Source organism: Stenotrophomonas sp. YJH_SMC_138, from assembly GCF_059369855.1.
In genome coordinates this window covers 213462-232172 of the sequence record NZ_JCAFTB010000003.1, presented here as the reverse complement: position 1 = coordinate 232172, position 18711 = coordinate 213462, and the positions used below count along the sequence as shown (strand labels likewise).

At 65.5% G+C, this 18711-nt stretch carries 16 protein-coding genes; 8 read left to right on the top strand and 8 right to left on the bottom strand.

Going from position 1 to position 18711, the window contains the following annotated elements; all coding sequences use genetic code 11:
- Positions 1-3: 3 nt before the first annotated feature.
- Entirely contained in the window at positions 4-930 is a 927-nt protein-coding gene (locus AC5P7I_RS09210; protein ID WP_014645865.1) for an MlaD family protein, read from the top strand.
- Positions 927-1568 carry an ABC-type transport auxiliary lipoprotein family protein gene (locus tag AC5P7I_RS09205; RefSeq protein ID WP_014645864.1) on the top strand — a complete coding sequence of 214 codons (642 nt, stop codon included), beginning with the start codon at positions 927-929 and terminating at the stop codon, positions 1566-1568. The genes AC5P7I_RS09210 and AC5P7I_RS09205 overlap by 4 nt, the downstream gene beginning before the upstream one ends.
- 75 nt (positions 1569-1643) lie before the next feature.
- Here AC5P7I_RS09205 and AC5P7I_RS09200 read toward each other — a convergent pair whose 3' ends face one another.
- Positions 1644-2231, bottom strand: coding sequence for an alpha-ketoglutarate-dependent dioxygenase AlkB family protein (locus AC5P7I_RS09200; protein ID WP_014645863.1), 588 nt, complete (start codon positions 2229-2231; stop codon positions 1644-1646).
- 118 nt (positions 2232-2349) lie between these two features.
- Here AC5P7I_RS09200 and AC5P7I_RS09195 point away from each other — a divergent pair, with 118 nt between their 5' ends.
- Positions 2350-4242, top strand: coding sequence for a glycoside hydrolase family 99-like domain-containing protein (locus AC5P7I_RS09195; protein ID WP_262088248.1), 1893 nt, complete (start codon positions 2350-2352; stop codon positions 4240-4242).
- Between the two features lie 30 nt (positions 4243-4272).
- Here AC5P7I_RS09195 and AC5P7I_RS09190 read toward each other — a convergent pair whose 3' ends face one another.
- Together AC5P7I_RS09190 and AC5P7I_RS09185 are read right to left on the bottom strand one after the other, a co-directional pair.
- Positions 4273-4902, bottom strand: coding sequence for a CoA transferase subunit B (locus tag AC5P7I_RS09190; RefSeq protein WP_053494810.1), 630 nt, complete (start codon positions 4900-4902; stop codon positions 4273-4275).
- A gap of 1 nt (position 4903) precedes the next feature.
- Positions 4904-5635 carry a CoA transferase subunit A gene (locus tag AC5P7I_RS09185; protein WP_262088249.1) on the bottom strand — a complete coding sequence of 244 codons (732 nt, stop codon included), beginning with the start codon at positions 5633-5635 and terminating at the stop codon, positions 4904-4906.
- Between the two features lie 657 nt (positions 5636-6292).
- On the opposite strand from AC5P7I_RS09185, the gene AC5P7I_RS09180 reads away from it, so the two are divergent.
- Both AC5P7I_RS09180 and AC5P7I_RS09175 read left to right on the top strand, forming a co-directional pair.
- Positions 6293-7639: a phosphohexomutase domain-containing protein gene (locus AC5P7I_RS09180; protein ID WP_053494807.1), complete on the top strand. Its 1347-nt coding sequence runs from the start codon at positions 6293-6295 to the stop codon at positions 7637-7639.
- Positions 7640-7652: 13 nt separating this feature from the next.
- Complete coding sequence (locus tag AC5P7I_RS09175; RefSeq protein WP_053494806.1) at positions 7653-9056, top strand: mannose-1-phosphate guanylyltransferase/mannose-6-phosphate isomerase; 1404 nt, start codon at positions 7653-7655, stop codon at positions 9054-9056.
- Between the two features lie 103 nt (positions 9057-9159).
- On the opposite strand, the gene rfbD is transcribed toward AC5P7I_RS09175, so the two are convergent.
- The 5 genes from rfbD to AC5P7I_RS09150 form a co-directional block, all read right to left on the bottom strand.
- Positions 9160-10053: a dTDP-4-dehydrorhamnose reductase gene (rfbD, locus tag AC5P7I_RS09170; RefSeq protein ID WP_262088250.1), complete on the bottom strand. Its 894-nt coding sequence runs from the start codon at positions 10051-10053 to the stop codon at positions 9160-9162.
- Entirely contained in the window at positions 10050-10607 is a 558-nt protein-coding gene (gene rfbC / locus AC5P7I_RS09165; protein ID WP_262088251.1) for a dTDP-4-dehydrorhamnose 3,5-epimerase, read from the bottom strand. The genes rfbD and rfbC overlap by 4 nt, the downstream gene beginning before the upstream one ends.
- Positions 10604-11491 carry a glucose-1-phosphate thymidylyltransferase RfbA gene (rfbA, locus tag AC5P7I_RS09160; RefSeq protein ID WP_053494803.1) on the bottom strand — a complete coding sequence of 296 codons (888 nt, stop codon included), beginning with the start codon at positions 11489-11491 and terminating at the stop codon, positions 10604-10606. Before rfbA ends, rfbC begins: the two co-directional genes overlap by 4 nt.
- 14 nt (positions 11492-11505) lie before the next feature.
- Positions 11506-12561, bottom strand: coding sequence for a dTDP-glucose 4,6-dehydratase (rfbB, locus tag AC5P7I_RS09155; RefSeq protein ID WP_142235411.1), 1056 nt, complete (start codon positions 12559-12561; stop codon positions 11506-11508).
- Between the two features lie 68 nt (positions 12562-12629).
- Complete coding sequence (locus tag AC5P7I_RS09150; RefSeq protein ID WP_169412132.1) at positions 12630-13847, bottom strand: ArnT family glycosyltransferase; 1218 nt, start codon at positions 13845-13847, stop codon at positions 12630-12632.
- Between the two features lie 247 nt (positions 13848-14094).
- Between AC5P7I_RS09150 and AC5P7I_RS09145 the strand changes: the two genes are divergently transcribed.
- The 3 genes from AC5P7I_RS09145 (at position 14095) to AC5P7I_RS09135 (ending at position 18607) form a co-directional block, all read left to right on the top strand.
- Entirely contained in the window at positions 14095-14841 is a 747-nt protein-coding gene (locus AC5P7I_RS09145; RefSeq protein WP_014035896.1) for an electron transfer flavoprotein subunit beta/FixA family protein, read from the top strand.
- Complete coding sequence (locus AC5P7I_RS09140) at positions 14841-15779, top strand: electron transfer flavoprotein subunit alpha/FixB family protein (RefSeq protein WP_014645853.1); 939 nt, start codon at positions 14841-14843, stop codon at positions 15777-15779. Before AC5P7I_RS09145 ends, AC5P7I_RS09140 begins: the two co-directional genes overlap by 1 nt.
- 146 nt (positions 15780-15925) lie before the next feature.
- Entirely contained in the window at positions 15926-18607 is a 2682-nt protein-coding gene (locus AC5P7I_RS09135; RefSeq protein WP_053494799.1) for a sulfatase-like hydrolase/transferase, read from the top strand.
- Positions 18608-18711 lie beyond the last annotated feature (104 nt).

The following is an 18711-nucleotide window of genomic DNA, read 5'->3' as shown; positions in this document are numbered from 1 at the left end:
GCCATGGAAACCAAAGCCAACTACGTGCTGATCGGCGCGTTCACCCTGATCACCGGCCTGGCCCTGCTGGCCTTCGGCCTGTGGGCCGCCAAATACTCCTCCGACCGTACCTGGCAGGAGTACCGCGTGGTGTTCCGCGAAGCGGTGACCGGCCTGTCGGTGGGCAGCCCGGTGCAGTACAACGGCATCGCGGTGGGCTCGATCACCGAACTGAACCTGGTGCCGGACGACCCGCGCCAGGTAGTCGCGCGCATCCGCCTGAACTCCAACACGCCGGTCAAGACCGATACCCGCGCCAAGCTGGCGATCACCAGCCTGACCGGCCCGTCGATCATCCAGCTCAGCGGCGGCACGCCGCAGTCGCCGGCGCTGACCACGGTCAACAAGGACCCGGCACCGATCATCCCGACCACGCCCTCTGCGCTGCAGAACATCACCGACGTCGCCAACCGCATCGTCGAGCGCATGGACCAGATCCTCAGCGACCGCAACGTGGCCTCGATCAACGCGACGCTGGCCAACCTGGAGACGATCAGCGGCGGCCTGGCCGACCGTGACCAAGGCACGCAGGCGCTGCTGCTCAGCGCGCGCGATGCCGCCCGCAGCCTGGACACCACGCTGAAGACCACCAACGGCACCATCGAGCGCCTGGACAGGAACCTGGTGCAGCAGCTGCCTGGCATCATCGACAAGCTCGACGCGACCCTGGCCAAGCTCGACTCGGCCGCCGGCAACGCCGATTCGATCCTTGGCGAGAACCGCGCCGCGATCAACAGCTTCGCCAACGATGGCCTCGGCCAGCTGGGCCCGACGCTGACCGAACTGCGCGGCCTGATCCGCGACCTGCGCCGGGTCAGCGACCGCCTCGAGAACAACCCCGCGCGCTACCTGCTGGGCCGCGACGCACCGAAGGAGTTCGAACCCAAATGAGCCCGACCACCCTTCCGCGCCTGCTGCTGGCCGCTTCGATGGTCACCCTGCTGGGGGGCTGCTCCATCCTCGGCAGCAGCGAGAAAACCGCGGTGACGCTGTACTCGCCGTCCGTGCAGGTCAAGGCGGACCCGGCGTGGCCGCAGGCCAGCTGGCAGCTGGTACTGGCCAAGCCCAGCGCCGCGCGCATGGTCGACAGCCCGCGCATCAATGTGCGGCCGACACCGTCGCAGCTTGAGATCTACAAGGGTGCCAGCTGGGCGCAACCGGCCACCGACATGATCGAAGACACCCTGCTGCGTGGCTTCGAGGATTCCGGCCGCATCCGCGGCGTGGCCCGCAGCACCGCCGGCATCCGCGCCGACTACAAGCTGTCCACCGATGTGCGCCGCTTCGAATCGGATTACCAGGGCCAGGCCACGCCCACCGTGGTGATCGAGGTCAACGCCAAGCTGATCCATGTCGCCGACCAGCGTGTGGTCGCTGACCGCACCTTCCGCCAGGCGCAGCCGGTCGGCAGCACCGACGTACCGGCGGTGACCGCCGCGTTCGAGCGTGGCCTGCAGCAGCTGGCGCAGGACGTGGTGGGCTGGACGCTGCAGAGCGGGCAGGCCGACCAGCCGACCGTTGCGCGCTGATCGCAGCATTCGCCGGGCATGTGGTTACGGGGTCAGGTCCCTTTCCGGCCGGAAAGGGACCTGACCCCTTCTTCGTCAACGCGGCGAAATCCAACGGAAGGTCAGGTTGATCCGCTCGCCGTGCACCCGCGCCATCTTCGGCAGCGCGTGCTGGTAGAAGCGCTGGGTCTGTCCGGCCATCAGCAGCAGGTCGCCGTGGCCCAGCACGAATTCAGCCTTGCGTGCCGGGTCGTCGCGGCGTCGCAGCAGGAATCGGCGCGCCGCGCCCAGGCTCAGCGACGCGATCACCGGAGCCGGACCCAGCTCCGGCTCGTCATCGCTGTGCCAGCCCATGTAGTCACCGCCACCGCGGTAGCGGTTCAGCAGCACGCTGTTGAAGCGGCCGTGGCCTTCGGCTTCCAGGCGCCCGCGCATGGCCTGCAACACCGGCGGCCAGGGGCGCGGCACGAACTCGGCACCGGAATAGCGATAGCGGGCCTGCGGGTCGCCGATCCAGCAGCTCAGCCGCGGCGAGTCCACCCAGTTGCCGAACATGCGGATGCGATGGGTTTCCCAGGGCACTTCGGCCTGCAGCGAATACAGCAGCTGGTCGGCCTCGGCCGCAGCCAGCCATCCCGGCAGGTGCAGGACATCGGCATCGGGCAGGTCGTGGGGGAACAGCATGGTCACACGCTAGCACGCCGCCGTTTGCCGTCATGGCCGCCAGCACCGAAAATGGCGCCATGACCGTTGCCCAGATGCTGATCCCGTCCTACCGCCCGCTGTCGCGAGGCCTCGCCCGATGAGCCTGCGCCAGTCGCTGTTCCCGTTGCTGCGCGCCGTGTTCCGGGCCTTGCCGTTGCCGCAGGCGCAGCGCGACCGGTTGCGCACCCGGCTGTTGGCACGGCATGGCGACTGGGTGCCGCCGCCTCCCAAGGGGCAGCAGGATGAGGGGGGCGCGCGCGCCAGTGCCCAGCTGCGCTGGCGTGCCGATGAACCGGCGATCGGCCACGTGCCATGGCGTGAGGGAGCATTGCCGTCACCCATGCCGGCGACGCTGGTCGCTTTCTACCTGCCGCAGTTCCATACCTTCCCGGAGAACGACGCCTGGTGGGGCAAGGGCTTTACCGAGTGGCGCAACGTCACCCGCGCCCTGCCGCAGTTCGAGGGTCACATCCAACCCCGCCTGCCGGCCGACCTCGGCTTTTATGACCTGCGCAACCCGCAGGTGATGCGTGACCAGGCACGCTTGGCTGCGGAGTACGGCATCGGCGCATTCTGCTTCTACTACTATTGGTTCAGCGGCCGCACCCTGATGGAGGACCCGCTGCGTCAATGGCTGGCCGATGACAGCATCGACCTGCCGTTCTGCCTGTGCTGGGCCAACGAGAACTGGGCACGACGCTGGGACGGCCGCGACGACGACATCCTGATCGGCCAGCAGCACAGCGCAGAGGACGATCTGGCCTTCATCGCACATGTCGCGCCCTACCTGCGCGACCGCCGTGCATTGAAGGTCGAGGGTCGGCCGATGCTGCTGGTCTATCGCCCGAACCTGCTGCCCGACGCCCGGGCGACTGCCGAGCGCTGGCGCCGCTGGTGCCGCGACAACGGCGTGGGCGAGATCCACCTGGCCTACGTCCAAGGCTTCGAGCGACCGGATCCGCGCGATATCGGCTTTGATGCCGCCGTCGAATTCCCGCCGAACATGAGTAACCCGCGCTCGTTGTCGGCACAGCAGTGGCTGCTCAATCCTGCCTTCAATGGCGATGTACGCGACTGGCGCGAACTGGCTGCAGAAATCGCAGCGCGGCCACTGCCGGATTATCCGCTCTATCCTGGCGTGAACCCGGGCTGGGACAACGAGGCGCGTCGTTCCGGCCGCGGCCGCGTGTACCTGCACGCCTCACCCCGTGGCTACCGCGACTGGTTGCGCACCACGATCCATGAACGCCTGGCCCTGGCGCCTGCGCGCCAACGCATGGTCTTCATCAATGCCTGGAACGAATGGGCCGAAGGCGCGGTGCTGGAACCGGATGCCCGGCTTGGGCATGCCTGGCTTGACGCGACGCGCCAAGCGCTGTCCCCGGCTTCGCCCGCCGGCCCCCTGCGGGCCTGCCTGCTGATTCTCATTGATGATGCCGGGCTGATCGCTACAGCTTGCGAGGCCGCCAGCGGCCTGGGCGTGAGCTACCGTGTTTTCATTCCAATGGCGCAGCGCCCTCATGACGCTGCGGTCGATATCATCGGCCATGCGGGCAATGCCTTGTCCAGCATCGTGCAGGTCCTGGAGGCTTTTGGTCCGGATCCATCGTTGCTGGCCTGCTGGCTGGACCTCCGCGGAAGCAGCGAGGCAAGACCTCAGCTACCAGGAACGGCCGATCTCGACGCTGTGCTTCAACAGTTCGATGAGCAACCTGCGCTGGGCATGTTCGCGGCATCCACTCCGGAGGCCATCGCCGTTTCACGCCGTCATCTCCGCTGGGCGGCGCGGCTGGGGATGGCCGACGCCCCTACGCCGCAGACAGCAGGCACGATGTGGCTGCGGGCGTCGGCGTTGCGGTCACTGCTGGATGCGCACTGCTATCCCAGTGAGCTGGACAACGACAATGCACTTGATCCGGTCATGCAGTTGCTGCCGGACCTTGTTGCCAACGCCGGCTACGTCGTCGGAGGCGCACAACGCCAACCCTGAGGCTGGCGCTGCGCGGCAACATCATTGTCCTCAACGCCGGAACGCGACGCCGGTCTTTTCCTTCAGCTCTTCATCGCTGACACCCGGCGCGGCCTCCACCAGCAGCAGGCCCTTTTCAGTCACGTCGAACACCGCCAGATCGGTGATGATGCGGTCGACCACGCCCACGCCGGTCAACGGCAGCGTGCATTCGGCCAGGATCTTGTGCTCGCCGTTCTTGGCAGTGTGCTCCATCAGCACCACAACGCGCTGCACGCCGGCGACCAGGTCCATTGCCCCGCCCATGCCCTTGACCATCTTGCCGGGCACCATCCAGTTGGCCAGGTCACCCTTGTCGGTGACCTGCATGGCGCCAAGGATGGCCAGGTTCACATGGCCACCGCGGATCATCGCGAAGCTGTCGTGGCTGCCGAAGTAGCTGGCACCGGCACGCGCCGTAACCGTCTGCTTGCCGGCATTGATCAGGTCCGCGTCGACTTCAGCGTCGGTCGGGAACGGGCCGATGCCGAGCAGGCCGTTCTCCGACTGCAGCCACACATCCACGCCTTCGGGAATGTGATTGGCAACCAGCGTCGGCAGGCCGATGCCCAGGTTCACGTAGGCGCCATCGATCAGCTCCTGGGCGGCGCGTGCCGCCATCTCGTCACGGGTCCACGCCATGTCAGTTGCCCTCCGCGCGGATGGTGCGCTGTTCGATTCGCTTCTCAGGATGCGCGTTGTGCACGATGCGGTGCACATAGATGCCTGGCAGGTGCACCTGGTCCGGGTCGATGGCACCGACCGGCACCACCTCCTCCACTTCCACGATGCAGACCTTGCCGGCCATCGCACAGGCCTGGTTGAAGTTACGTGCGGTCTTGCGGAACACCAGGTTGCCGGCCTCGTCGGCCTTCCAGGCCTTGACCAGTGCCACATCGGCGCGCAGCGCCGTCTCCATCACGTAGTGCTTACCGTCGAACTCGCGGGTTTCCTTGCCCTCGGCAACCACCGTGCCATAGCCGGTGGCAGTGAAGAATGCCGGAATACCCGCACCACCGGCACGCAGGCGCTCGGCCAGTGTGCCCTGCGGGTTGAACTCCAGCTCCAGCTCACCAGCCAGAAACTGCCGTTCGAATTCCTTGTTCTCGCCCACGTAGGACGAAATCATTTTCTTGATCTGCCGGGTTTCCAGCAGCTGGCCCAGTCCGAAGCCATCGACACCGGCATTGTTGGAGATCACGGTCAGGCCCTTGACGCCACTGTCGCGCAGCGCAGCGATCAGCGCCTCGGGAATGCCACACAGGCCAAAGCCGCCCACGGCCAGGGTCTGTCCATCGGCGACCACCCCCTGCAGGGCCTCCGTCGCACTGGCGAAGCGCTTGCCGCGCTTTCCGCCGGAAGTCGATTGCTGCATTGCTCTACTGCCCTGCACGTTGAGGATGACCGCATTCTAGCCGGAGGCAACGAAAGAGCTGGATGCGCCGCAGCATTGCCGAGGCATCGCCAAGGGCTGCGTTGCATGGGGGTTTCTCCTGCCGGTGGTGGGCGCGGCGCCCGGCTCGCCCGCACTGATGGCCCGGACCTGCAACGAAGAGGGCCTGCTTCGCGGGACGGACGCGTGGCCGCTGGAAAAGGGTGAACGCTGCCTGTCAGATGTCGCGGCACGCAGCCATGCGGCGACAGGCGCGTCGCCAGGGTGAAATGCTCGGCCAGAAATTCCTGGCGGGGGGAAGCAACCGCGCCACAAGCCTGCGTCATCCCTGCAGCTGTCCGCGTCCGGCCATCACCCGCCGGTCCTGCTCCGCCACGTCAAGTACACCAGCAACGGCGTGATCGCGTTTGGCTGCCAGTGGCAGGAACTCCTGGGGCTGCTGCTGGCTCCCGGCCACTTGACGCAGGCTGGCCTGGCCGTGATCGCCCAGCCAGCGGCCGTTTACCCGCTTGCCAAGCGGTACGGGCGCCCCCGCGTACCCGATACCCTCAGCCAATCACCGGGAGTTGCGGAATGGAAACGATTCCCATACAGGACAAAGGCTACAATCAGTGGCTAAGCTCACATTGGATCTGACCGATGCCCCTGCCCGCCTTCAAGGCCTATGACATCCGCGGCCGCGTGCCGGAAGAACTGAACGAAGACCTGGCACGCCGGATCGGCACGGCCCTGAATGCACAGCTCGCTCCGGGCCCGGTGGTGCTGGGCCACGACGTCCGCCTGACCAGCCCCGCGCTGCAGGACGCGCTGGCGGCCGGCCTGCGCGGTGCCGGCCGCGAAGTCATCGACATCGGGCTGTGTGGCACCGAGGAGGTCTATTTCCAGACCGATCACCTGGGGGCTGCCGGCGGGGTGATGGTCACTGCCAGCCACAATCCAATGGATTACAACGGCATGAAGCTGGTCAAGGAGAACGCCCGGCCGATCAGCTCCGATACCGGCCTGTTCGCGATCTCCGATGCGGTCGCCGCCGATTCATCCGCGGCACAGCCGCCTTGCGCCGGCCAGATCGCCCAGCATGACAAGAGCGCCTACATCCAGCACCTGCTGAGCTACGTTGACACCAGCAAGCTCAAGCCACTGCAGATCGTTGTCAACGCCGGCAACGGCGGCGCCGGTGCCATCGTCGACCTGCTGGCACCGCACCTGCCGTTCGAGTTCATCCGCATCTGCCACGAACCGGACGGCAGCTTCCCCAACGGCATTCCCAATCCACTGTTGCCGGAAAACCGCGCCGCCACCGCCGACGCCGTGCGCGAACATGGCGCGGACTTCGGCATTGCGTGGGATGGCGATTTCGACCGCTGTTTCTTCTTCGACCACAACGGCCGCTTCATCGAGGGCTACTACCTGGTCGGCCTGCTGGCCAAGGCAATCCTCGCCCACCATCCGGGTGGCAAGGTCGTGCATGACCCCCGCCTGGTCTGGAACACCGTGGAGATGGTCGAACAGGCCGGTGGCGTGCCAGTGCTGTGCAAGAGTGGCCACGCCTTCATCAAGGAAAAGATGCGCGCGGAGGATGCCGTGTACGGCGGCGAGATGAGCGCCCACCACTACTTCCGCGAGTTCGCGTATGCCGACTCGGGCATGATTCCGTGGCTGCTGATCGCCCAGCTGGTCTCCGAAAGCGGCCGCTCGCTGGCCGACTGGGTTGAAGACCGCATGGCCGCCTACCCTTGCAGCGGTGAGATCAACTTCAAGGTTGCCGATGCCAAGGCTGCGGTCACACGCGTGATGGAACACTTCGCCGCGCAGTCGCCCGCGCTGGACTACACCGATGGCGTCAGCGCCGATTTCGGCGACTGGCGCTTCAACCTGCGCAGCTCCAACACTGAACCGCTGCTGCGCCTGAATGTGGAATCGCGGGGAGACGCTGCATTGATGCAGGCGCGTACCGACGAGATTTCCTCCCTGCTGCAGAAATAATCAAAGGAAGGCCATGAGCACTATCCAGCCTGTCATCCTGTCCGGTGGCTCCGGTACCCGTCTGTGGCCGCTTTCGCGCGAAGCCTATCCCAAGCAGTTCCTTCCGCTGGCCAGCGAACAGACGATGCTGCAGGCCACCTGGCAGCGGGTGGCGCCGATTGCCGCGCGCGGCCCGTTGGTGATTGCCAACGAGGAACACCGCTTTGTTGCCGCCGAGCAGCTGCAGCAGGTTGGCGCCGAGCCAGCCGCGATCATCCTTGAGCCGGTCGGCCGCAACACGGCACCGGCGATCGCGGTGGCCGCGCTGGAAGCCACCCGCGACGGCGGCGACGCGCTGCTGCTGGTGCTGCCCTCCGATCATGTGATCAACAACGAGACTGCATTCCGCAGCGCCGTCCAGGCCGCCGCCGCTGCTGCCGAAGCCGGAAAGCTGGTGACCTTCGGCATCGTGCCGACCGGCCCGGAAACCGGCTACGGCTATATCAAGGCCGCCGATGGCCAGGGCCTGCGCGCGGTCGAGCGCTTCGTCGAGAAGCCCGACCTGGGCACCGCCACCCGCTACGTCAGCAGCGGCCAGTACTACTGGAACAGCGGCATGTTCCTGTTCAAGGCCTCGCGCTACCTGCAGGAGCTGGAACGCTTCCAGCCCGCCATGCTCGCCGGCAGCCGCCAGGCCTGGCAGCAGGCGCGTCGCGATGCCGATTTCACCCGCCTGGACAAGGAGGCCTTCACTGCCGTTCCGTCCGATTCGATCGACTATGCGGTGATGGAGAAGACCGCCGATGCCGTGGTGATTCCACTGGATGCCGGCTGGAACGATGTCGGCTCGTGGACCGCGCTGCGCGATGTCTCGCAGCAGGACGGCGATGGCAACGCCCACCAGGGCGACGTGATTGCCATCGACTGCCGCAACACCTATGCCTACGCACAGCGCCTGGTGGCGCTGGTCGGGCTGGATGACGTGGTGGTGGTGGAAACCGACGACGCGGTGCTGGTCGGCAAGGCCGATCGCATGCAGGAGGTCAAGACCGTAGTGGCGCAGCTGAAGGCCGAAGGCCGCAGCGAGGCCACCTGGCACCGCAAGGTCTATCGCCCGTGGGGTGCCTACGATTCGATCGACAACGGCGAGCGTTTCCAGGTCAAGCGGATCACGGTCAAGCCCGGCGGCACGCTGAGCCTGCAGATGCATCACCATCGCGCCGAACACTGGATCGTGGTCAGCGGCACCGCTGAAGTGACCCGTGGTGACGAGGTGATCCTGCTCAGCGAGAACCAGAGCACCTATATTCCGCTGGGCGTGACCCACCGCCTGCGCAACCCGGGCAAGCTGCCGCTGGAACTGATCGAAGTGCAGTCCGGCAGCTACCTGGGCGAGGATGACATCGTGCGCTTCGAGGATACCTACGGGCGCAGCTGAGGTTTGCCCGGGGTCGGATCCCGTTGCTGCGCAACGGGCTCTGACCCGTTCCTGATCGGCCCGGCAGCGCTGCGTCGCCGGGCTTGGCCCGGCGCTACGGCCGTCAGGCCAGCTCCGCCATCACCCGCTTCAGGCCATCCTGCCAGCTCGGCAGCACGACGCCGAAATCCTGCTGCAGCTTGCGGTTGTCCAGCACCGACCAGGCCGGGCGCCTGGCCGGGGTCGGATACTCGGAACTGGGAATCGCCTCGACCGTCGGCATCTTGGCCAACACGCCGCTGGCCAACGCCTCGGCAAATATGGCCTCGGCAAAGCCATGCCAGCTGGTCCGGCCGCTGGCGGTCAGGTGCCAGGTACCCGACAACTGCCCAGGATGCTGCAGTGCCTGCGCGGTGACATCGGCGATCAACGCGGCCGGCGTCGGTGTACCGATCTGGTCGGCCACCACCCGCAACGCATCGCGCTCGGCGCCCACGCGCAGCATGGTGCGCAGGAAGTTCGCGCCGTGCGAGGCATACACCCACGCCGTGCGAAAGATCAGATGGCGGCCACCGGCCGCACGCACCGCGTCCTCGCCATCGCGCTTGCTCGTGCCATACACGCCCAGCGGTGCGGTCGGCTCGTCCTCGCGGTAGGGCGCGCTGCCCTGGCCGTCGAACACGTAGTCGGTGGAGTAGTGCACGAACGGCACGCCATGCGCCGCACACCAGCGCGCGATCACGCCTGGTGCCTGCGCGTTGGCGGCGAAGGCCGCATCGACGTCCTGTTCGGCGCGATCAACAGCGGTGTAAGCCGCCGCATTGACCACTACCAATGGCTGCACGCGGTCCAGCAATGCCGGCAGGCTGTCGGGCTGGCCGAAATCGGCCGTTTCACAGGTACTTCCGTCGGGCAGTTGGCCGCTGCGCGTGGTTGCAATCACCTTCCCCAGCGGCGCCAGCGCGCGCAGCAACTCCTGGCCCACCTGCCCGTTGCCACCGAACACCAGCACGGTCATGGCACGTAGACCGGCAGGCGATCTTCAGCAATGTCCTTGAGGAACGGCGCGTTCTCGTCCTTGGCCGACAGCGTTGGTGTGCTCACCGGCCAGTCCACCGCGATGTCGGCGTCGTTCCAGCGGACACCTGCATCGAAGTCCTTCAGATAAACCTCGGTGCACAGGTAGCTGAACACCGCACGCTCGGACAACACGGCAAAGCCATGGGCAAAGCCCTCCGGAATCCAGAACTGCTTCTTGTTCTCCGCGCTCAGCACCACCGCTTCCCACTGGCCGAAGGTCGGCGAACCGCGGCGGATATCCACAGCCACGTCGTAGACCTCGCCTTCCAGCACGCTGACCAGCTTGCCCTGCGGCCGCGGCCACTGGTAATGCAGGCCGCGCAGCACGCCCTGTGCGGACGTCGACACGTTGCTCTGCACGAAACGGTCCGGCAGGCCCAGCGCGGCGAAGCGCTCGGCATTCCAGGTTTCGAAGAAATAACCGCGGGCATCGCCGAACACCGCCGGCTCGATCACCACGCAGCCGGGCAACCGGGTTTCAATCACTTTCATGGAACGACTCCACGCACGGCGAGCTTATGCAGGTATTCACCGTAGCTGTTCTTGATCAACGGCGCGGCCAGCGCTTCCAATTGTCCAGCGTTGATCCAGCCCTTGCCGAACGCGATTTCCTCGGGACAGCAGACCTGCAGGCCCTGACGGGTCTGGATCGTCTCGATGAAGTTGGATGCTTCCAGCAGCGACTGGTGGGTACCGGTATCCAGCCACGCATAGCCACGGCCGAGCGCCTCCAGGTGCAGGTCGCCTTCGGCCAGGTAACGCTTGTTGAGATCGGTGATCTCCAGTTCGCCACGCGGTGACGGCTTCAATTCGGCCGCGTAATCGCAGGCCTTGCCGTCATAGAAGTACAGGCCGGTCACCGCATAGTTGGAGCGCGGCTTTTCCGGCTTCTCCACCAGATCGATCACCTTGCCGCCCTGGTCGAACTCGGCCACGCCATACCGTTCCGGGTCATTGACCCAATACCCGAACACGGTCGAGCCGTGCACGCGCTCGTCAGCACGCTTGAGCACCTCGCGCAGGCCGTGGCCGTGGAAGATGTTGTCGCCCAGCACCAGGCAGCTCGGCTTGCCAGCCACGAAGTCGCGGCCGATCAGGTAGGCCTGGGCCAGGCCATCCGGACTCGGCTGCACCGCGTACTGGATGTCCATTCCCCACTGCGAACCGTCGCCCAGCAGCTGCTGGAACAGCGCCTGCTCGTGCGGGGTGTTGATGATCAGCACTTCGCGGATGCCCGCCAGCATCAGTACGCTGAGCGGGTAGTAGATCATCGGCTTGTCGTACACCGGCAGCAGTTGCTTGCTGACACCCTTGGTGATTGGATATAGGCGGGTGCCGGAGCCACCGGCGAGGATGATGCCCTTGCGCTGGGTCATGGTGTCTCCTGGGTTCAGTCCGTGGTGCCGATGCGCTGCAGGCGGTAGCTGCCGTCGAGCACGCCGTTGACCCAGTCCTGGTTGTCCAGGTACCAGTCGACGGTGAAGGTGATGCCCTGCTCGAAGGTGTAGGCCGGTTCCCAGCCCAGCTCGTTCTTCAGCTTGGAAGCATCGATCGCATAGCGGCGGTCATGGCCAGGACGGTCGGTGACATAGGTGATCTGGCTGCTGCGCGGCTTGCCGTCCTCGCGCGGACGGCGCTGGTCCAGCAGTGCGCAGATCGCCTGCACCACTTCGATGTTCTGCTTTTCCGAGTTGCCGCCGACGTTGTAGGTCTCGCCGACCTGGCCCTTGGCCAGCACGGTGCGGATCGCTTCGCAGTGGTCGGACACGAACAGCCAGTCGCGCACCTGCTTGCCATCGCCGTACACCGGCAGCGGTTCGCCAGCCAGCGCCTTGGCGATCACCAGCGGGATCAGCTTCTCGGGGAAGTGATACGGGCCGTAGTTGTTGGAGCAGTTGGTGGTCAGCACCGGCAGCCCGTAGGTGTGGTGGAACGCACGCACCAGGTGGTCCGAAGCGGCCTTCGACGCCGAGTACGGCGAATTCGGGGCGTACGGGGTGGTTTCGCTGAACCTGCCGGTCTCGCCCAGGGTGCCATACACCTCATCGGTGGACACATGCAGGAAGCGGAAGGCCGCCCCTTGTCCGGCCGGCAGCGCCTTCCAGTAGTCGCGTACCGCTTCAAGCAAACCCAGGGTGCCCACCACATTGGTCTGGATGAAGGCGCCTGGGCCGTCGATGGAGCGGTCCACGTGGCTTTCGGCGGCGAAGTTCAGCACTGCATCGGGCTGGTGCTCGGTCAGCAGGCGGGCGACCAGCGCGCTGTCGCCGATATCGCCCTGCACGAACACATGCTGCGGGTTGCCGTCCAGGCTGGCCAGGGTCTTCAGGTTGCCGGCGTAGGTCAGTGCATCGAGGTTGATGACCTTGACGCCGCGTGCGACGGCCTCGAGAACGAAGTTACCGCCAATGAATCCGGCACCGCCGGTGACGAGCCATGTGGGCACTACCTGTTCTCCTGATTGGTACGGGTTGGGACGTGTCTGCAGCGAAGGGTTCGGAGGACCACGGGATATCAAGCGTTGATCCGGCTGGGCAAGCGTAGCCTGCCCGCGGCGGCAATGATGAACAGCGCCCCTGGGACCAGTGGCAGGAGGTAGCGTCCCTGCCCCTCGAACAGCAGGATCGACACCATTCCCAGGCCAAGTGTGGCCACGGCAAGCCAATGAACGGGCTGCCAGCGGCGCAGGTGGAGGCAGATGCGCAGCAGCGCAACCATCGTCCAGGCCGTCAACGCAATGTTGAGTGCCAGCGTCAACCTACCCAGCCACACCGGAGCACCGCCTCTCTCCAGGAACGGCCAATGCAGGAGGCTGCCGACATCGAACGATCCGCGCACGCGCAGCAGCGCCAACTCCAGGAAGCGGCCGGGGTGTTCGGAAATCCAACGGCGGCCAATTGCTGAGCCAATCACGTCGGCCGCAGGCGTCCAGTGGCGGAGCTTCCAGTCCTCGCTTTCTCCGCTGAAGAACCCTTGGGGAAATCCAGCATCGGCGAACCGGGCCTTGTCGTCAGCCTGGAGGGGGACATCCTTCAAGGGCATCCACCCGCCATGCGCATTGGCATCGTTGTTGTTGACCATCAGCACATACCCGCTGTTTGCACTGACGGGCACAAACTGGCCGAAAAGAACTGCGTTGCGCAGGGTCCACGGCCCCAGTACCAGCAGAAAACCCAGCACCACCATGCTGATCCGCCGCCAGGTGGCGATGCGCATCCCATCACGCAGGAGCAACGCCAGTGCCACGGCTCCCGGCAACGGCAGCATCTGTGGCCGGTTCAACGCGGTAAGTGCCAGCACGGCTCCCAGCAGCAGCCATCGGCCCGGAAAACGCACGACCGCCACAAGCATGCCGAACACGGCAAGGAACAGTGACAGCGATTCGGTACCCAGTACATTGCTGTAGGCGACCAGCGCCGGATGGAATGCCAGCACTGCCAGAGAGGCAACCTGCCAGGCCGGGCGCAGCTGGAGGCGCACCCCCAGACCGACCCACGAAACCAGCGTGCCGGCCCAGAGCAGGACATTGAGAATCTTGCCCGCGCCCACGTTCACGCCGGTGAGCATGAACCAGGCGCCGAGCACTCCGGGGTACAACGGAGGCTGGGACACATAGGAAATGCCTGAAATCCGGAAGCCGCCACCGCTGGCAACGCTGCTGGCAACCTCCAGATAGCGGCCGAAATCGGCAACGGGCTGCAAGGGGATCCATTGCACGAACAGCAGGCGCATGGCCACACCAGCAACGGCAATCGCCAGCAGCAGGCGGTATGGAGGGGGCGAGGTCAATGAAGGCATGTGGCGGGGCAGCGGAACCGGCCGCTAGAGTAGCCATTCAGGCGACGTGGATACAGGACGCCGTTTCACCATACGCATTCGCATGGTCGACAAAGGCCAGTTAGAATCGGGGTCCCACCCCCGAACCGGTTGCTGTGCGAGGACCGGACGTTCTCTCCGTTATTGAAGGACCCCGTACCAGATGAAAATCCTCGTCGCGTACAAGCGCGTGGTGGACTACAACGTCCGCATTCAGGTCAAGCCGGACGGTTCCGGCGTGGTCACCGACGGCGTCAAGCTGTCCCCCAACCCCTTCGATGAAATCGCCCTGGAAGAGGCCCTGCGCCTGCGCGACAAGGGCATCGCCAGCGAAGTCGTGGTCGCCACCATCGCCCCGGCCGATGCCCAGGCGCACCTGCGCAACGGCCTGGCCATGGGCGCCAACCGCGCCGTCCATGTGGTCACCGACCAGGCCATCCAGCCGCTGACCGCCGCGCGCACCCTGCTCAAGCTGATCGAGAAGGAACAGCCGGACCTGGTGATCCTGGGCAAGCAGGCGATCGACGACGACGCCAACCAGACCGGCCAGATGCTGGCCACGCTGTGGGGGCGCCCGCAGGCGACCTTCGCCAGCAAGCTGGACATTGCCGACGGCAAGGCCACGGTGACCCGCGAAGTCGACGCCGGCCTGGAAACGCTGGAAGTCGATCTGCCGGCCGTGGTCACCACCGACCTGCGCCTGAACGAGCCGCGCTTCATCAAGCTGCCGGACATCATGAAGGCCAAGGCCAAGCCGCTGGAGACCCTGCAGCTGGCCGACCTCGGCGTTGAAGCCGCCGACACCTTCAAGACCACCCAGTACGCCGCGCCGTCCAAGCGCAGCAAGGGTGTGATGGTCAAGGACGCGGCCGAACTGGTTGCCGCACTCAAGCAGAAGGGGTTGCTGTAATGAGCAGGATTCTCGTCATCGCCGAGCACCACGACGGCAAGCTCAACGCCGCCACCGCCAAGACCGTCAGCGCTGCTGCCGCCATCAGCGGCGCCAGCATCGACGTGCTGGTGCTGGCCGCCGATCCGGCTGCCGTGGCTGCCGAGGCCGCGAAGATCGCTGGCGTCGCCAAGGTCCTGACCGTGGCCAACGCTGCCAACGCGCAGGCCATCGCCCAGGTGCTGGCACCGCAGATCGCGCAGCTGGCCAAGGGTTACACCCACGTGTTCGGCCCGTCGACCACCTTCGGCAAGGACCTGATGCCGTGCGTGGCCGCCCTGCTGGGCGTCAACCAGGTTTCCGACCTGATGAGCGTTGAAGGCAGCCACACCTTCAAGCGCCCGATCTACGCCGGCAACGCGATCATCACCGTGGAAGCCCCGGCCGACCAGATCGTGGTCGCCACCGTGCGTGCCGCCTCGTGGCCGGAAGCCGCCCAGGGCGGCAGCGCGACCATCGAGGCGGCCAGCGTCGATGCTGCCCTGCCGACCCACACCCGCTTCGTCGGCCTCGCCGCTGGTGCCAGCGACCGCCCGGACCTGCAGAGCGCCAAGCGCGTGGTCTCCGGTGGCCGTGGTGTCGGTTCGGAAGAGAACTTCAAGGTCATCTTCCAGCTGGCCGACAAGCTCGGTGCCGCCGTCGGTGCCTCGCGCGCTGCGGTTGATGCCGGCTACGTGCCCAGCGACCTGCAGGTCGGCCAGACCGGCAAGATCATCGCCCCGGAACTTTACGTGGCCGTCGGCATCAGTGGCGCCATCCAGCACCTGACCGGCATCAAGGATGCCGGCACGATCGTCGCGATCAACAAGGATCCGGATTCGCCGATCTTCGAGATCGCCGATATCGGCCTGGTGGGCGATCTGTTTGCGATCCTGCCGGAGCTGGAAAAGGCGCTGTAGTCGAAACCTGCGTAGCAACTCGCAGGGTGGGCAGACATTGCCCACCCTGCCACTCGTCAAAACATGTCGGCATATTGCAACACGCCTTTTGCGCTGTCTTGATTCTGTAGCATTTCCCCTCCCATCGCTCCAACCGGAGGGAGAGAATGCAGATGGCGATGAAATGCCTGTTTTTTGCGGCATGGATCGGAATGCTCGCGTTGCTTGCGCGACATTGCACACATGGACAGCGATGGAAGCTGCTGGTCACTGCGCTCTGCGGAGCACTGCTGGCGATCTGGCTTTTCATTGATGCACTCAGCGGCAACGGCATCGATTACGCCGTGATCTATCATCTGCGCGCAGGCATGCGCGGCGCAGGCGCCGCTGATTTCAGCTTGCCCATCGGCCTGCTTTCGGCAGCACTGGTGGCATGCCTGGCCCTCGCTTTCATGCCCCGCCTGCATTCGGCACGGAGGTGGGCACCCGCCGGTCCCCTGTTCGCGGCTTCTCTACTGGCGACGCTGGTTTTCAATCCGATCGTCTACGACGTCGCGACACTGGTACGCCAGGATCGGCAGGCACGTCTTGCACCGGCACAAGGGGACCAGTACGTACGTCCCGACGCCCCGCTCGGGAATCACCGCAACGTGGTGATTCTCTACGCCGAAAGCTTCGAGCGCACCTATCTCGATGAGTCGCGATTCCCTGGCCTTGCGCCAGAGTTGAACAAGCTGCGCAGCGAGGCCGTGGATTTCCGGCACGTGGACTCGCGCGAAGGCGGCACGTGGACGATCGCCGGCATGGTCAGTTCCCTGTGCGGCGTCCCCCTTTCCCTCAGCCAGGACGCCAATGGCTATGCAAGCATCGGCCGCTTCCTGCCTGGCGCGTACTGCCTGACCGATCACCTGCGCGAGCGCGGATACGACGTCGAGTTCATCGGTGGCGCCGCTTCTGATTTCGCTGGAAAGGGACAGTTCCTCGCCAGCCACGGCTTCGGCACGGTACGCGATCGCTCCTATTTCAAGAGCCTGAAGCTGGGCGACAACCGTTTCTCGCCATGGGGCGTCCACGATGATGTCCTGTTGGATGCGCTCTGGGACCGCTTCGCTGCGCTCTCGCAGCAGACCACGCCTTTCGCCCTCGTCGGCCTGACTCTGGATACACATCATCCAAGCGGACACATCCCCCATGCCTGCCTCGATGTCGCCTATGAGGGGCTTGGCCAGCGCAGGCCGATGCTCGACGCAATCCATTGCTCGGACCGACTGGTTGCTGATTTCGTACGCCGCATCCGCGCCAGTCCCTACGCTCGCAATACAATCATTGTTGTTGCATCGGACCATCTGGCCCTGCCCAACGACATTGCCGACCTGTTGCGAGATGCTGATCGCAGCAACCTTCTTCTCATGTTCGGCAGCGACCTGCGCGCGAGGCAGGTTGATCGACCCGCGACCACCCTCGATACGGGCGCCTCACTGCTTGATGCCCTGCAAGGGGGAGTGGCACTCGGCTTTGGCCGCTCACAGCTTTCCGTGAAGGGCGCAGGTACTTCATTGAGTGTCCGACCCGGTCGGGAACCAGATGCCAGCGAGGACCACCTGCCAGGTTTCATGGCCTATTCCAGCACGCTATGGGAGCTGGGCCGGATCGACGATCACCTGCAGTTGGTGGATGGCGTCATCCAGTTGGGTAAGCAGACGCTGACTCCGCCCTTGGCCATCGCTGCCGATGACCGCGGCCGAATTGCCCAGCTTGGCACGAACGGCATCCGCTCTGGCCACCTTCTGGCCGGCGGTGATTCCCAGCAGGTCCTCTACATTGATCGTTGCTTTGCGTTCGACGAACGGCAGCCCGCCGATGAGTGGTGCCTGTGGGGGAGCGCTGACGGAACGGCTCGCGTGGTGTCACAACAATCGCTCAAGGCCGGCGCGTTGGTGCCGGAACTGCTGCAGGCTGCACGCGAAGCGCCCCCGGCATCCCAGCTGCGCAACGATTTCATCATCCGCACCCACTTCGATGCGAGCCATACGATCGTCGGTGAAGCGATGGATGGAAAGCTGTTCTCGCAGGGTGCGGAAGGGACCTTGGCCTATGGCGCCTACCAGGATCTGTGCGCAGGCAACTACACCCTCAGCCTGCAGGGCGTGGCCCACCCCGCCAACGGTGCCTGGGCCGACGTCGTTGCCAGTTACGGGGCACAGACCTACGACCGCCATGCGCTGCTGGACACGGCCGATGGACGTGACGGGACGATGCTGGAAGCCAGGTATGTATTCCCTGAAGACCTGCCCCTGGCTGAAGTCCGTGTCGGCGTATCGCCAGACGCTGCGGTGCGACTGGATGGCTATACCCTGCTGCCTGCCTACGAGGCACTGCCTGTGGGATCGTCGGTGGATTTCAGCGCCGATGCCAGCAATCGTTTCATTTCCTGTGGCTGGCACGGTCCCTCTCCCCAAGGGCGCAGCGTTCGTGGCGCGGCCGCCTCGCTACGACTGCGCCTGCCATCCGAGCCCGCCCGGCTGCAGGCAGTCCTTTCACTGTCGGCGCAGTCACCTCGCGAGCTCACGGTGCTGGCCAACGACGCCCCGCTCGGCTTGCTTCAGATCGAAGCAGGGACGCGTGAATACCCCATCGACCTGGCAGGCCTGTCCAGCGCCGCCGGCGGGCAGCTCACCTTGACGCTGGTGCCTGGACAAACGACCTGCGCTACGGAGGACTGCGAGCTGATTACCCTGCACCGTCTGCACTTGGCCCCGGCTGCGACGGCTCAACCGGCTGCTCCAGCCTGTCCCGGGATGCGCTGCCTTCACGCCCCCGCGCTGGTACCTGAATCTGTCGCAATGTAACTCCCCCTCGTATACTCCCCGCACTATTGGATGAGGGGAACTGCGGCATATGTCGCATCACAATGATGTACCGGCTGGATCCGGTGAGTTGACGCCGGGAGCAG

Excerpts from the sequence above, each read along its gene's own strand:
- AC5P7I_RS09185 (WP_262088249.1), bottom strand. The coding sequence starts at position 5,635 with ATGCAGCAATCGACTTCCGGCGGAAAGCGCGGCAAGCGCTTCGCCAGT.
- AC5P7I_RS09205 (WP_014645864.1), top strand. The coding sequence starts at position 927 with ATGAGCCCGACCACCCTTCCGCGCCTGCTGCTGGCCGCTTCGATGGTC.
- rfbA (WP_053494803.1), bottom strand. The coding sequence starts at position 11,491 with ATGACCCAGCGCAAGGGCATCATCCTCGCCGGTGGCTCCGGCACCCGC.
- AC5P7I_RS09175 (WP_053494806.1), top strand. The coding sequence starts at position 7,653 with ATGAGCACTATCCAGCCTGTCATCCTGTCCGGTGGCTCCGGTACCCGT.
- AC5P7I_RS09150 (WP_169412132.1), bottom strand. The coding sequence starts at position 13,847 with ATGCGCCTGCTGTTCGTGCAATGGATCCCCTTGCAGCCCGTTGCCGAT.
- AC5P7I_RS09180 (WP_053494807.1), top strand. The coding sequence starts at position 6,293 with ATGCCCCTGCCCGCCTTCAAGGCCTATGACATCCGCGGCCGCGTGCCG.
- AC5P7I_RS09140 (WP_014645853.1), top strand. The coding sequence starts at position 14,841 with ATGAGCAGGATTCTCGTCATCGCCGAGCACCACGACGGCAAGCTCAAC.
- AC5P7I_RS09195 (WP_262088248.1), top strand. The coding sequence starts at position 2,350 with ATGAGCCTGCGCCAGTCGCTGTTCCCGTTGCTGCGCGCCGTGTTCCGG.
- AC5P7I_RS09200 (WP_014645863.1), bottom strand. The coding sequence starts at position 2,231 with ATGCTGTTCCCCCACGACCTGCCCGATGCCGATGTCCTGCACCTGCCG.
- rfbC (WP_262088251.1), bottom strand. The coding sequence starts at position 10,607 with ATGAAAGTGATTGAAACCCGGTTGCCCGGCTGCGTGGTGATCGAGCCG.
- AC5P7I_RS09135 (WP_053494799.1), top strand. The coding sequence starts at position 15,926 with ATGCAGATGGCGATGAAATGCCTGTTTTTTGCGGCATGGATCGGAATG.
- AC5P7I_RS09190 (WP_053494810.1), bottom strand. The coding sequence starts at position 4,902 with ATGGCGTGGACCCGTGACGAGATGGCGGCACGCGCCGCCCAGGAGCTG.
- rfbD (WP_262088250.1), bottom strand. The coding sequence starts at position 10,053 with ATGACCGTGCTGGTGTTCGGTGGCAACGGGCAGGTGGGCCAGGAGTTG.
- AC5P7I_RS09145 (WP_014035896.1), top strand. The coding sequence starts at position 14,095 with ATGAAAATCCTCGTCGCGTACAAGCGCGTGGTGGACTACAACGTCCGC.
- AC5P7I_RS09210 (WP_014645865.1), top strand. The coding sequence starts at position 4 with ATGGAAACCAAAGCCAACTACGTGCTGATCGGCGCGTTCACCCTGATC.